The 13,362-nt window shown below is 66.8% G+C and carries 11 protein-coding genes and 2 tRNA genes; all 13 read right to left on the minus strand.

Annotated features, from left to right (window positions below):
* Positions 1-151 precede the first annotated feature (151 nt).
* Positions 152-224: transfer RNA gene (locus M1D40_RS11280), tRNA-Ala, on the minus strand.
* Positions 225-310: 86 nt separating this feature from the next.
* Positions 311-386 (minus strand) — tRNA-Ala (locus tag M1D40_RS11285).
* Between the two features lie 149 nt (positions 387-535).
* Complete coding sequence (locus M1D40_RS11290; protein WP_461168884.1) at positions 536-1,219, minus strand: histidine phosphatase family protein; 684 nt, start codon at positions 1,217-1,219, stop codon at positions 536-538.
* Positions 1,220-1,231: 12 nt separating this feature from the next.
* Positions 1,232-1,648: a ribosome silencing factor gene (rsfS, locus tag M1D40_RS11295; protein ID WP_341394895.1), complete on the minus strand. Its 417-nt coding sequence runs from the start codon at positions 1,646-1,648 to the stop codon at positions 1,232-1,234.
* Between the two features lie 19 nt (positions 1,649-1,667).
* A complete protein-coding gene (locus M1D40_RS11300; protein WP_461168885.1) occupies positions 1,668-2,993 on the minus strand; it encodes a hypothetical protein in 1,326 nt (441 codons plus the stop codon).
* Positions 2,994-3,018: 25 nt separating this feature from the next.
* A complete protein-coding gene (gene nadD, locus M1D40_RS11305; RefSeq protein ID WP_461171054.1) occupies positions 3,019-3,627 on the minus strand; it encodes a nicotinate-nucleotide adenylyltransferase in 609 nt (202 codons plus the stop codon).
* Between the two features lie 82 nt (positions 3,628-3,709).
* On the minus strand, positions 3,710-3,949 hold the full coding sequence (locus tag M1D40_RS11310; RefSeq protein WP_341394893.1) for a hypothetical protein: 240 nt from the start codon (positions 3,947-3,949) through the stop codon (positions 3,710-3,712).
* A 138-nt stretch (positions 3,950-4,087) separates the two neighbouring features.
* On the minus strand, positions 4,088-5,377 hold the full coding sequence (locus tag M1D40_RS11315; protein WP_461171055.1) for a glutamate-5-semialdehyde dehydrogenase: 1,290 nt from the start codon (positions 5,375-5,377) through the stop codon (positions 4,088-4,090).
* Positions 5,378-5,412: 35 nt separating this feature from the next.
* On the minus strand, positions 5,413-6,666 hold the full coding sequence (gene proB / locus M1D40_RS11320) for a glutamate 5-kinase (protein ID WP_461168886.1): 1,254 nt from the start codon (positions 6,664-6,666) through the stop codon (positions 5,413-5,415).
* Between the two features lie 52 nt (positions 6,667-6,718).
* The gene (obgE, locus tag M1D40_RS11325; RefSeq protein WP_461168887.1) at positions 6,719-8,293 is read right to left on the minus strand and encodes a GTPase ObgE; all 1,575 of its coding nucleotides are present in this window, start codon (positions 8,291-8,293) and stop codon (positions 6,719-6,721) included.
* Between the two features lie 105 nt (positions 8,294-8,398).
* Positions 8,399-8,662 (minus strand): 50S ribosomal protein L27, encoded by a 264-nt coding sequence (gene rpmA / locus M1D40_RS11330; protein WP_104053918.1) that lies wholly within the window; start codon positions 8,660-8,662, stop codon positions 8,399-8,401.
* A gap of 90 nt (positions 8,663-8,752) precedes the next feature.
* Positions 8,753-9,064 (minus strand): 50S ribosomal protein L21, encoded by a 312-nt coding sequence (rplU, locus tag M1D40_RS11335; RefSeq protein ID WP_104053917.1) that lies wholly within the window; start codon positions 9,062-9,064, stop codon positions 8,753-8,755.
* Positions 9,065-9,395: 331 nt separating this feature from the next.
* Positions 9,396-13,109 carry an Rne/Rng family ribonuclease gene (locus tag M1D40_RS11340; protein ID WP_461168888.1) on the minus strand — a complete coding sequence of 1,238 codons (3,714 nt, stop codon included), beginning with the start codon at positions 13,107-13,109 and terminating at the stop codon, positions 9,396-9,398.
* Positions 13,110-13,362: the final 253 nt, after the last annotated feature.

Raw genomic sequence — 13,362 nt, forward strand, 5'->3', positions numbered from 1 at the left:
CGGCCCGTTCGCCGTCGTTGTCCTGATCGTCGTCATTGCCGTTGTGATCCGCTGCATCCGCAAAGACTAAGCCGTGCCCAAAGCGGGGACAGCAAAAAGGCCCGAATCCCCCGCCGCTGACGCGGGAAGGATTCGAGCCTCTTCTGATGGGTGGAGCTGAGGGGATTCGAACCCCTGACCCCCTGCATGCCATGCAGGTGCGCTACCAGCTGCGCCACAGCCCCAATTCAGTTTGTTATTCCATCATCAAAATCCACCGATAATTCCGCGGCTAAAGATGACCATAAACCCTGCCTGCGCAGATGCTTATTGGTGGAGCTGAGGGGATTCGAACCCCTGACCCCCTGCATGCCATGCAGGTGCGCTACCAGCTGCGCCACAGCCCCAATAAACTGTTTCCACTATGCCTCAACCCGCGGTTTTTGTATCCCCCGGGCCGAAGCAACTCCTCTACTTTAGTACAGAAATAACGGAGTGCAAAATCGAACTACACCGGTGCAATTCCCGTCCGCGGGAGGGCCGGTTCCGCGCGGCGCTAGCCCTCCAGCGGGCCTGAGGGCAGGGCATCGAGCCCCACATTGTGCTGGGCCAGATTCCACCGGACACCGCCGGCCGCTGCATCCCGCTCTTCCAGGACGGACCAGTGGGAATTCGAGACACCGCTGATTACGGTCCAGGATTCGGTGGGCAGGCCCAGCAGGGCACAGATTCCGGCGCGGATGGCACCGCCGTGGCTGACCGCCACCAGGGTTCCGCCCGGCGGCAGCGCATCGGCGGCTTCCGTCACCGCCTGTGCCACGCGGCGGCCGACGTCCACGCGGCTTTCCCCGCCGCCGGCACGGACGTCTCCGTTGCCTGCGGCCCAGCCGGCCTGCTCCCTGGGGAAACGGGCGGCGATGTCGGCGAAGTACAGCCCTTCCCACGTACCCGCAAATGTCTCGCGAAGCCGCGCATCAGCGGTAATCGGCTTCCCGCTGGCCTCCGCCAGCGCCTGGCCGGTAGCCAGCGCGCGGCTGAGGTCCGAGGACACAATGACGTCCGGATGCAGGTGGCGCAGGACGGCGGCTGCTTCCACCGCCTGGTGGACCCCGGAAGGGTCCAGTGCGATGTCCTGCTGGCCCTGGAACCTTCCCGTGCGGTTCCACTCGGTGCGCCCGTGACGCCAAAAAACGACACGCTTGCCCGTGCGGGCGGGATCCCAGGAGGCGGAGGCAGTCACAGGCGGCAGATGCTACTCGGCGTCCGGAACAGCCGGGGCTGCAGGCGCTGCATTCTCTGCGGCAGCTGCGTTTTCAATCTGCAGGTCGACGGCCGGGCAGTCCTTCCAAAGACGCTCCAGCGCGTAGAAGACGCGGTCTTCCTCGTGCTGGACATGCACGACGACGTTGGCGTAGTCGAGCAGGACCCAGCGCCCTTCGCTGCGGCCTTCGCGGCGCACCGGCTTGAGATCCTTCTTTGCCAGCTCTTCTTCGATGCCGTCGACGATGGCGTTGACCTGGCGTTCGTTCGAGGCCGACGCAATCAGGAACACGTCAGTGATAGCGAGTCGTTCGCTGACATCGATGGCAACGATATCGTTGGCCAGCTTGCCGGAGGCTGCCTGGGCGGCCACCCGTGCAATATCGATGGATGATTCGGTGGCGCTCAAAGTGTCTCCTTGTTTAACATCAGCTGCCAAAGCCGCCGACGATCATTGCTACTGAAATGATCAGGGCAAGAATGCCCAGACCACCAATTCCCAGCGATACAAAACGCAGTCGCCGGGTTCGGCCGAGTCCGGCCGTTTTTACGTCCAACGGGTCAAGCCCGAAAGCGCTTCGTGCACCGACGGGCTTGGCGCCCTCGGCAGGATCCAGGGGCGCGTTGACCAGGGCGTCGGCCCGGGCCAGGATGCGCGAATGCCGCACGTCGGTGGAAGCCGACGGCCGGCGCACTTCGAAGCGTTTGTCACCGGCGCGGGGCGTGCCCTGCGGCGGCGGAGGGACCTCGCGGCCCGTTTGCTTCGGAGTGTTTTGCTGTTTCGGAGTGTTTTGCTGCGGGGTGTTCGAGGTCACGACGGGAACGTGCGACGTCGGCGGCCGGCGCATGACGGGCCGGTCCACTCCCGGTACCCGGACAAATTCAAGCGGCGTCACCATGGCCAGATTGTGTGCCGTGGACGGATCGCTGGACGAGGGCTTGCGCTGCTCGTTTTCCTGGGACAGCCGCTGCATGCTCTGCGTGCGGCGGTTCAGGACTGCGGCCCGCTCCGCCAGCGCCTTCTGCTGTGCCAGCAGCTCCAAGTCGACGGCGTTGGGGTCCTCCGCCTGCATCGCTTCCATGGCTGCCACTTGGTTGCGGGCCTGTGCATGCAGCGCTTCACGGGCCACGAGGGCCTGTTCCACGCTCATCCCGGCAACGTCGGCATTCGGATCGGCAGCCTTGCTGCCCGATGCCGCGGCCGGGATTCCCTCAGCGGGAGTTTCCTCCGCGCGGCGGCGCCGATCCCGGCGGCCGCCTTCCCTCACCGGCGACAGGGCGGCGGGCGGTGCATCAATGACGGCGGCCCCGCCTGCGTCGGCACCCGCCTTCACATCCGGCCCAGACTTCACATCTGACGCCGCCTTCACATCTGACGCCGCCTTAGCATCGGATGCGCGCTTCACATCTGACGCAGGCTTGGCAGCGGATGCACCCTTCGCGGCGGGAACTGCCGCCTTCGCGTCCGGCAGTGCGGGGGCAGCGGCCTTGGCCTCCCCCGGGGCGCCGGCAGCGGAACGCTGCTGTTGCTGCTGCTGCTGCTGAAGCCTCAACTGCCGGCGGGTTGGCGGATTTGCGGCATCGTCGGAACGAGCCTGTTTATCTGCCAGCGCCTTGTACGCACGCAGGGCCTCGCGGTCCCTGGCCCGCTGCTGGGACTCCCTTTCGCGGGGCCCGGCAGGGGCGTCCACCGGTACGTCAGCCGCTCGGCGGCTGCGCCGCGGTGCGTCTGCGGACTCTGGACCGTTTGTCATTTCCTACCCATCCGGTTTCGTTTGGTTATGCTACGGGTTCTGTGGTGGCTGCCGATGGCTGCTCGGCATGCGCGGGTGCGGCTTCATACAGCCCGTGTTTGGCAATGTACTGGACCACTCCGTCCGGCACGAGGTACCAGACGGGTTCTCCGTCGGCCACCCGTTCACGGCAGTCCGTGGAGGAGATGGCCATGGCCGGCACCTCCAGCAGGCTGACATCGTCCCGGCCCATGTTCTCGAGCACATGGCCCGGACGCGTGACGCCCACGAAGTGAGCGAGCGACCACAGTTCCTGGATGTCCTTCCAGGACAGGATCTGCGCCATGGCGTCGGCACCGGTAATGAAGAACAACTCCGCTTCCGGACGCGCTTCCCGCAGGTCCCGGAGAGTGTCAATCGTGTATGTCGGTCCCGGACGGTCGATGTCCACGCGGCTGACCGTGAACCTGGGGTTCGACGCGGTCGCAATGACCGTCATCAGGTACCGGTGCTCGGCCGGGCTGACTTCTCTGGCGGATTTGTGCCACGGCTCCCCCGTGGGTACAAAAACAACTTCATCCAGGTCGAAGACCGACGCCACTTCGCTGGCGGCGACAAGGTGCCCGTGGTGAATGGGGTCAAAGGTGCCGCCCATGACGCCCAGCCGGACCCGCCGCTGATCCTGCTGGGGCTGGGCCGCTGCCGCCAGGAAGGTTTTTACTGATTCCACGGAGGAATCAGCCCTCGATGCCCTGGCCGTGATCGTGCTTGTTCGGGAACTGGCGCTGCGGGTCGACATGCTCCGACGTCGCTTCGTGACGGTGTCCCACGCTGGTGAAGGAGACGGTGGCGAGCATCAGGGCCAGCAGTGCGCCCATGATGATCACGGCGTACATGACGGGCGGCATCGGAATCGACACGTGTGCTTCGGCCGTCTCACTGGCAGCAAGTACAGCGCTGGAAAGCTGGATCAGCATGGATCTCCCTCAGAAAGCTTGAGTAATAACCCGCCGGCCGTAGCCGGCGGCGTAGTGGTTTCCTTCAAGTCTACGCGTAAGCGCAGACGGGCTGCACCCGCGCGCCCCGGCTCCGCCCGGCGGGGAGCCGGGCGCGTCTCAGATCCGGATGTGCCCGTCACCCTGAACGATCCATTTGGTGGTGGTCAGCTCACGCAGCCCCATCGGCCCGCGCGCATGCAGCTTCTGGGTTGAAATGCCAACCTCTGCTCCCAGTCCCAGTTCTCCGCCGTCGGTAAACCGGGTGGAAGCGTTGACGATGACGGCGGCCGAGTCCGTCTCGGCAATGAAGCGTTCGGCGTTGGCCAGGTCATTGGTGATGATCGCCTCGGTATGGCCGGTGGTCCAGCGGCGAATGTGGTCCAGCGCCTCGTCCATGTCATCGACCATCGCCACGGCCAGGTCCAGGTCCATGTATTCCCGGCCCCAGTCATCCTCCCCTGCGGGCTGCGACTCGACCCCTGCAGGCAGGGCGGCACGAACCCGTTCATCTGTGTGGAGCCGGACGCCCGCAGCGGCCAGGGCAGCCAGGACGTCGGCCGCCGCCTCCGCATCGCGGTGCACCAGGAGGGTTTCGACGGTATTGCAGACGCTGGGCCGCTGGGTCTTGGCGTTCAGCAGGATATCCACCGCCATCTCCACCGGGGCGCTGCGGTCCAGGTAAATGTGGACGTTGCCTTCGCCGGTTTCGATGACCGGCACGGCGGCGTTGGCAACAACTGTCTGGATCAGGTCCCGCCCTCCCCGCGGAATGAGGACATCCACCTTTCCCCGGGCCTTCATGAGTGCGTTGGCACCGGCGCGGCCGTACGCGTCCACGCCCTGCACCGCATCGGCAGGCAGCCCGACGGCGTCGAGCGAATCCCGGATAATGTCCACGAGCACCGCATTGGTCTGCGCCGCTGCGCTGCCGCCGCGCAGGATGACGGCGTTGCCGCTCTTCAGGGCAAGCCCGGCGATATCCACCGTGACGTTGGGCCGTGCTTCGTAAATCGCTGCCACCACGCCCAGGGGAACGTGCACCTGCCGCAGGCGAAGCCCGTTGGGCAGGGTCTGCCCGCGGGCAACGGTACCCACGGGATCCGGCAGGCCGGCCAGCTTGTCCAGTGCCTCCGCCAGGCCTTCGATTCGTTCCGGGGTCAGGGTGAGCCGGTCCAGCATCGCCGCCGAGGTTCCCTTGGCCCGGCCGGCGGCAACATCTCCGGCGTTGGCGGCCAGGATCAGGTCGCGCTTGGCGACGAGGTTCTTACCGATTTCCTGCAGGCCCAGGTCCTTCCAGGCCCGGTTGGCCCGGGCCAGGCGCCGGGAGGCAATCCGGGCCCGGTCGGCAGCTGCATGGATGCCGGCCTCGGCCTCCTGCTCCGCTGTGCCTGTTCCGGCAGCTGAGATATCGGTAAGCGATGTTTCGGTTGTCTTCACGGCGTTCATGCTCCCAGTGTATTGAGGGTCTCGGGGCGTGCAATGGAGGAGCCGGCTGCGGCAGCGGCCCCGGAGGACCCGGGATGGCCGCCGTCCTGCAGGACCACCAGGTCATTGACGTGCACCACGGCGCGCTCATAGGCACGTCCCAGTTCCTTGGAGAGTTCCCGGGTGGTCCGGCCGAGCATCTGCGGCAGTTCGTCCGAGCCGTAGTTGGTCAGCCCGTGGGCGATGACCGTGCCGTCCAGGCGGGCGACGGCCACCGGGTCCCCGGGCTCAAAATACCCGTCAACGGAGACAATGCCCGCCGGCAGCAGCGACCGGCGGCGGTCCCCGACTGCCCTGGCAGCGCCGTCGTCGACCACAAGCGTGCCCTGGAGGCGTGCCACATGGGCCAGCCACAGCAGGCGCATCGACTGGCGGCGGCCGCGGCCGGTGAACCAGGTTCCCACGTCCTCCCCCGCCAGTGCCGCGGCGGCGTTGGCGGTGCTGGTCACGAGTGCGGGGATGCCGGATTCTGCGGCGATCGTGGCGGCCTCGACCTTGGTGGCCATGCCGCCGGTCCCGACGCCGGCGCGGCCGACCTTGCCGATACGCACGTCCTCAAGGTCTTTTTGCCCGGTCACTTCGGGGATGCGCACGGCGCCTTCCGAGGGCGGACCGTCGTACAGGGCATCGACGTCGGAGAGCAGGATCAGCGCGTCGGCTTTAACCAGGTGCGCCACCAGTGCGGCGAGGCGGTCGTTGTCGCCGAAGCGGATTTCGTGGCTGGCCACGGTGTCATTTTCATTGACGATGGGTACGACGCCGTAGTTCAGGAGCCGTTCCATGGCGCGGTGGGCGTTGGCATGGTGGGTTCGGCGCATCAGGTCTTCGATGGTCAAAAGAACCTGGCTGACGGTCACGCCGTGTTTGCCGAAGGCTTCCGTGTACCGGGCCATCAGGAGGCCCTGGCCCACGGAGGCGGCTGCCTGCTGCGAGGAAAGCTGAGTGGGGCGCTTGGTCAGCCCCAGTGGTGCCAGCCCGGCGGAAATGGCCCCGGAGGACACCAGGATGATCTCGGTGCCCTGTGCGCGGCGGGCGGCAAGGACGTCCGCGAGCCCGGTGAGGGCTTCATCGGAAATGCCGCCGGCAAGGGACGTCAGAGAAGACGACCCTACTTTCACGACAATCCGGTGTGCGCGGGCAAGCCCGGAGCGTGAGCGGAGCGCCCGCCTGGGTGCAGGGACAGGGTGGGGGGATGTTGTGTTCTCAGTCATGTCCCCACCACCCTATGCGTATCCCCGCACCCGGGCGGGGTGTGTTAAGCCGTTACTCGCCGTCTTTAGGCTCTGCGGGCTTGTTGTGCTTGTAGTTCACGGATTCGGTCCAGATACCTGCGCGGCGCTCTGTTTCCAGCTCGGCGCGTGCGGCCGCACGGGCATCACGGCGCTGCTGGTGGTCTTCGCGCTTTTCCTCACGCGTCGGCCGGGAGAACTCCTCGATCCGGATGTCCGAGCCGCGCGGCGAAGCTGCCAGCAGCTCGGCCCCGCCAATCATGGTCGGCTCCCAGTCGAAGACGACGCCGTCGCCCTCGCCGATCACCACGGCGTCGCCGGGCTTGGCGCCTGCCTTGAAGAGCTTGTCTTCAACACCGAGCTTGGCCAGGCGGTCGGCAAGGTAGCCAACCGCTTCATCGTTGGTGAAGTCGGTCTGCTGCACCCAGCGCACCGGCTTGTCGCCGAGGACGCGGAACAGCGGCTCGAGGTTCCGCTCTTCCTTGCGGATGGAGAACCCGCCCTTGCCGTCCACATTGCGCACGCGCAGCGTGGGGGTCTTGACCCGCGGCGGGGCAGCCTGCACGGCGGAGCGCGCATCGCGGACGATTCCGGCCATGGCGTATCCCAGTGCCTTCAGGCCCTCGTGGCTGGAGGCCGAGACCTCGAACACGCGGTAGCCGCGCTTCTCCAGTTCCGGGCGCACAAACTCGGCCATGTCGCGGCCGTCGGGGACGTCCACCTTGTTCAGTGCGACCAGGCGCGGGCGCTGGTTCAGCGGCACGACGTCGCCGTCGGTGCCGGCGAAGCTCATGTCCACGGTGTACTTGTCCAGCTCCTGCTCAATGATGTCCAGGTCGCCGAGCGGGTCGCGGTCCGTTTCCAGTGCAGCGCAGTCCAGAACGTGCACCAGGGCGGCGCAGCGCTCCACATGGCGCAGGAAGTTGTGGCCCAGGCCCTTGCCTTCGGAGGCGCCTTCAATCAGGCCCGGAACGTCGGCAACGGTGAAGCGGACGTCGCCGGCTTCAACCACGCCGAGGTTCGGGACCAGGGTGGTGAAGGGGTAGTCAGCGATCTTCGGCCGGGCCGCGGACATGGCGGCAATCAGGGAGGACTTGCCGGCGGACGGGAAGCCCACCAGGGCAATGTCGGCGATCGACTTGAGCTCCAGGACAATGTCCCGCTCGTCCCCGGGCACGCCCAGCAGGGCGAAGCCGGGGGCCTTGCGCTTCTGCGAGGACAGCGAGGAGTTGCCGAGGCCGCCCTGGCCGCCGGCTGCGGCAATGTACTCGGTGCCTTCGCCCACGAGGTCGGCCAGCACTTCGCCGTCCTTGTTCTTGACCACGGTGCCGTCCGGAACCGGCAGGATCAGCGTTTCGCCGGTCTTGCCGTTTCGCCAGTCGCCCATGCCGTTGCCGCCGTTGGTGGCGTGGCGGTGCGGGAGGTGGTGGTAGTCGAGCAGGGTGGTGGCGCTGGAGTCAACGCGCAGGATGACGTCGCCGCCGTCGCCGCCGTTGCCGCCGTCGGGCCCGCCCAGGGGCTTGAACTTTTCACGCTTAACGGACACGCAACCATGGCCGCCTGTACCGCCAGAAATGTGCAGTACTACACGGTCTACAAAGCTGGCCATGGTTCTCCTTCAAGGAATTTTTGGATCATGCCAATTCTACTCGGCTTAAAAGATGACGGGGCGGGCCATCAGGCCCGCCCCGTCGGAAAAGCTATATGCCGGTGATTACTCGGCGGCTGCAGCAGCCACGATGTTCACGACGCGGCGGCCACGACGGCTGCCGAATTCAACTGCGCCTGCTTCGAGGGCGAACAGGGTGTCGTCGCCTCCGCGGCCAACGCCCTCGCCCGGGTGGAAGTGGGTGCCACGCTGGCGGACGATGATTTCGCCTGCCTTGACAACCTGGCCGCCGAAACGCTTTACGCCGAGGTACTGGGCGTTGGAGTCGCGACCGTTGCGAGTGGAACTCGCACCTTTCTTATGTGCCATTTTCTACTGCCTGCCTTTGCTAACTGATTATGAAACTCAGGGGCGGGATGCTTCCCGCGTTCCCGGCTCCTGACGGAGCCGGCACGAGAATCAGGAGTTGATGGACGTAACCTTGACCTTGGTCAGCGAGGAGCGGTAGCCCTGACGCTTCTTGTAGCCGGTCTTGTTCTTGAACTTCTGGATGACAATCTTCGGACCCCGAAAATTCTCAACGATCTCTGCCGTCACGGTGACCTTGGCCAGGTCCTGTGCGGAAGAGGTGACCTGGTCGCCATCAACCAATAGCAGGGCGGGCAGCTCAAAGGTGCTGCCGGCTCCACCGGGGACGCGGTCCAGGGTTACGAGGTCTCCGACGGAAACCTTTTCTTGGCGGCCGCCAGCGCGGACAATCGCGTACACCACTTGGGAACTCACTTCTCTCGACGTTTAATACTTGGATGCGCATTTAGCTGGGCTGAAAATTTGCCCGCCTTGCGCCATGCAGTCACGCCCTGTATCCGATAAACGGTTGGAAGGCGTTCGCACCGAAGTTCAAGGTTACGCTACGCAACCGACAACCCGCAAATGCGGGGGTTCCGTGCGTAACGCCTTTTCGGACGTCACTGCTCTCGCTCTACTTTATAGCATTTCCGGCGGTGCTGCCGCCTCCGGGCAGAAGAGGAGGCGGCCACCCCCGGTTTGGGGGATGGCCGCCTCCTCTGCGCGGTGTATTTGCTCAGTGCTGCCGGACGGGCTAGAGCTCCGAGGCCGGAACTCCGACGCCCAGAATTACGGGCGCACTGCCGGCGGGCTCGCGGCGCTTGCCCTGCTTCTCAGCAGCCGGTGCCGCAGCATGGCGGACAGCCACAGGAGCGGCAGGGGCCTGGGTGCCGCCGGTCCGGATGGCATCCGCTCCGGCGGCGCCCTGCGGGCTGCCGGCGGCACGACGGCGGCGCGGAGTGCGCGCCGGTGCCGCGGGGGCCTGCAGTGCCCGGTCAGGGGCTGCGGAACGCACCCGTGCAGCGGGCTCCTTCGGCTCTGCCGCAGGTGCAGGTGCCGCGGCCGGAGTTTCCCGGGTCTGCGCAGGGGCTGTCTGCACGTTCCGGGCAGCGGCACTGCTTCGGCGTGAACGCCGGGGCGCGGTCCTGCCGGCCGGCTGCCCGTGAGCAGGGTCATCGGCCTTCTGCTGCTCCTTCAGGCCTTCCGCGCTCCTGCCCTGCGGGACGCCGGCGGCGGCAACCTCGTTGAAGGCCTCGGTAAGGCTCTCCAGGGTGAAGCGTGATTCCTCCTGCGCCGGCTGGCGGCGTTCCCGGCGCGGGACAACGACGGTCTCGCCCTGGATCTGCAGGACGGCACCGGCATCAGCCGCGGCGTCGCCGGCGGAAGGCGTCTCGGCGGAAACCGTCTTCGGCTCCTCGGCCTGCCTGCCGCCGTCGGTGCGCTCCCCCGGCCCGTCGGCGTCGTGTGCCGTTGACGCGGCGGCGGCAGTTGCGGCCGCTATGGTGGCCAGCGCCGCACGGGCGGCTTCGGCCTTGGCCTTTGCCTGGCGCTCCGCCTCGGCGTTGCCGGCGTCCTCCGTCTTTACCGGCTCGTCGGCGGCCGCTGCCGCCGCCTGCTGCGGAGTGCCCTGTCCGCGGCTGCGGCTGCGCTTGCGGTCTCCGCGGGACTGCTTTTCCTGCCGGAGGTGCTGCTGGTGGTTGTCCTCGGACACGGCGTGTGCAACCGCGCCGGTCCCGCTGCTGTTGTGGCTGGTGCTGCGGCGGTGCTCAACGGGGATGTCATGGGTAATGACACCACGGCCGTCGCAGTGCTCGCAGTTTTCACCGAAGACCTCGAGCAGGCCGGTGCCCATCCGCTTGCGGGTCATCTGGACCAGGCCCAGGGACGTTACTTCGGCAACCTGGTGCTTGGTCCGGTCACGGCCCAGGCACTCGACGAGGCGGCGCAGAACCAGGTCGCGGTTGGCTTCAAGGACCATGTCGATGAAGTCGATGACGATGATGCCGCCGATGTCCCGCAGCCGCAGCTGGCGGACCACTTCCTCGGCCGCCTCCAGGTTGTTTTTGGTGACCGTCTCTTCGAGGTTTCCGCCGCTGCCGGTGAACTTGCCGGTGTTGACGTCCACCACGGTCATGGCTTCGGTGCGGTCAATGACGAGCGAACCGCCCGAGGGCAGGAAGACCTTGCGGTCCAGCGCCTTGGCGATCTGCTCGTCAATGCGGCTGGCGGCGAAGATGTCCTCGTCCTTGGTCCACTTTTCCAGGCGTCCCACCAGGTCCGGTGCCACGTAGGTGACGTAGGCCTCGATGGTGTCCCAGGCTTCCTCACCGGAGACGATCAGCTTGGAGAAGTCCTCGTTGAAGACGTCGCGGACCACCTTGATGGTCAGGTCCGGTTCGCCGTAGAGCAGTTCCGGCGCCAGGGTCTTGGTGGACTTGGCCTTGGCTTCAATCGTTTCCCACTGCGCGCGGAGCCGGTTGATGTCATTCATCAGCTCCTCTTCGGAGGCGCCCTCGGCCGCGGTGCGGACGATCACGCCTGCGTTCTCCGGCAGGTGGTCCTTGAGGATTTTCTTGAGCCGGTTGCGCTCGACGTCGGGCAGCTTGCGGGAGATGCCCGTCATGGAACCGCCCGGTACGTACACCAGGTAGCGGCCCGGCAGCGAAATCTGGCTGGTGAGGCGGGCACCCTTGTGGCCCACCGGGTCCTTGGTGACCTGCACCAGGACGGAGTCCCCGGACTTCAGGGCCAGTTCGATGCGGCGCGGCTGGCCGTCGAGCCCGGCCGCGTCCCAATTGACTTCACCGGCGTACAGCACGGCGTTGCGGCCGCGTCCGATGTCCACGAAGGCTGCTTCCATGCTCGGCAGCACGTTCTGGACCTTGCCGACATAGACATTGCCGATCAGCGAGTCCTGCTGGGTATTGGAAACAAAGTGCTCGGCCAGGACGCCGTCTTCGAGCACCCCGATCTGGATCCGCTCATCGCGCTGGCGGACGATCATCTGCCGGTCCACCGACTCGCGGCGGGCGAGGAATTCGGCCTCGGTGATGACGTGGCGGCGGCGTCCCGACTCGCGGGATTCGCGGCGGCGCTGCTTCTTGGCTTCAAGGCGCGTGGATCCCTTGACGCTGGTGACGCGGTCGGAGACGGGCGCATCGGCGTGGGCACGCGGTGCACGGACCCGGGTCACAGTGTTGGGCGGATCATCGTCGGCTCCGCCGGTGAGTTCGAGGTCGGCGTCACCGCGGCGGCGGCGGCGGCGACGGCGGGAGGTTACGCCCTCGGCGGTGTCCGGGCCGGCTGCGCCGTCTGCGGGGGAAGCCTCCTGCTCGGACTCCGTACCCTCTGCACCGGCAGTTTCGCTCCGTGCGGGGGCTTCGCTGCGCGCCCGGTTACGCCCGCGGCGGCTGCGGCGGCGGCTGCGGTTGCCGTCGGCTGAATCGTCATCCTCGTCGGTGTCGTCTGCGGCCTCGTGTGCGGAGACCGTGCGAACAGCGGTCAGATCCGGTGCGTGGAAGAGCGGCAGGGCGGGTACGGCGAAGGGGTTCAGGCTGGAAGCGGCGTCTGTTTCCGTTTCCTCCTGCGCAGTCTCGTCTGCTTCGGGAACGACCTCGGCGGCAGCGGCCGTTCCGGCGGCAGCCACGGTGTCATCTGCTGCGGCTTCGGCGGCAGCTTCGGCAGCGGAAATCTCCGTGACCGGCGTCTCCGGCGTCTCCGGTGTCTCCGGCGTCTTTTCGGCAGCCTTGGCAGGGCGGCGGCGGGTGCGCTTCGGTGCAGCCTTGGCTTCGGCCGCCTCCGGGAGCTCTTCGGCTGCAGGCTGCGGGGCTTCAGGCTCCGCGGCCGGGGCTTCCGGCCTTTCCGCTGCTGCATCCGGTGTTTGCGCAGCGGCCGGCGTTTCCACGGCGTCCGCTGCCTTCTTGGCAGGTGCACGGCGACGGCGCACAGCCTTCACCGGTGCGGGAGTCTCGGGCGCTTCGTTGCCGGAGGCTGCTGCAGCTTCCGGGGTTGCTGCTTCCGGCGTTACTGCTTCGGCTTCAGGCGTTGCTGCTCCGACTGCCTCGGGGGCTGCTTCGGCTGAGCCTGCCGGAACGGTCTTGCGGCGGGAGGCCCGCACGCGCTTCGGCTTTTCGGCGGCCGCACCTTCAGCAGGCGCTTCGGCCTCCTGCTCAGCAGGTGCAGCAGGTGCGGCGTCTTTTGCAGCCGGCGCCTTGCGGGCCGGCCGGCGGGCTGCGGTTTCAGGAGCAGCCGGGGCATCGCCGGCCTCCGGAGTTCCTGCCGGTGCAGAAGCAGCCACCGACTTGCGGCGGCTGCGGGTGGCCCGTTTTACGGGTTCTTTGGCCTGGGCAGAATCGCTCCGGGCGGAATCACTCTGGGCGGAATCCGACGCCGTGTCGCCTGCTGTTAGGTTGTCAGCGGCTGTTAGGCCGCTGTTGGCTGCTAGATCATTATTCAGTGCATCACTCATAAAAGGCTACGCTCCGGCCCCTGCGGCACTGGCCACATTCCAATGCCCAGCGGGCAATGTGTCGGCTGTACGGGGGCATCAGTTGCCTGCCGCCAGCCGGAAGTCGTCTGGATGTCATCCGAGGTCGCGCCAGCTGTAGGGCGCGGTATCACTCGAAGACCAGCGGCGCTTTTCCTGCTACCTGTCGGCACGTTCACGACGTTGCCGTTACGGGTAGGTCTGATCGGCGGATTCCCTGGTTCCCATCCGGGTT

The sequence above is a fragment of the Arthrobacter sp. Z1-15 genome, assembly GCF_054792395.1.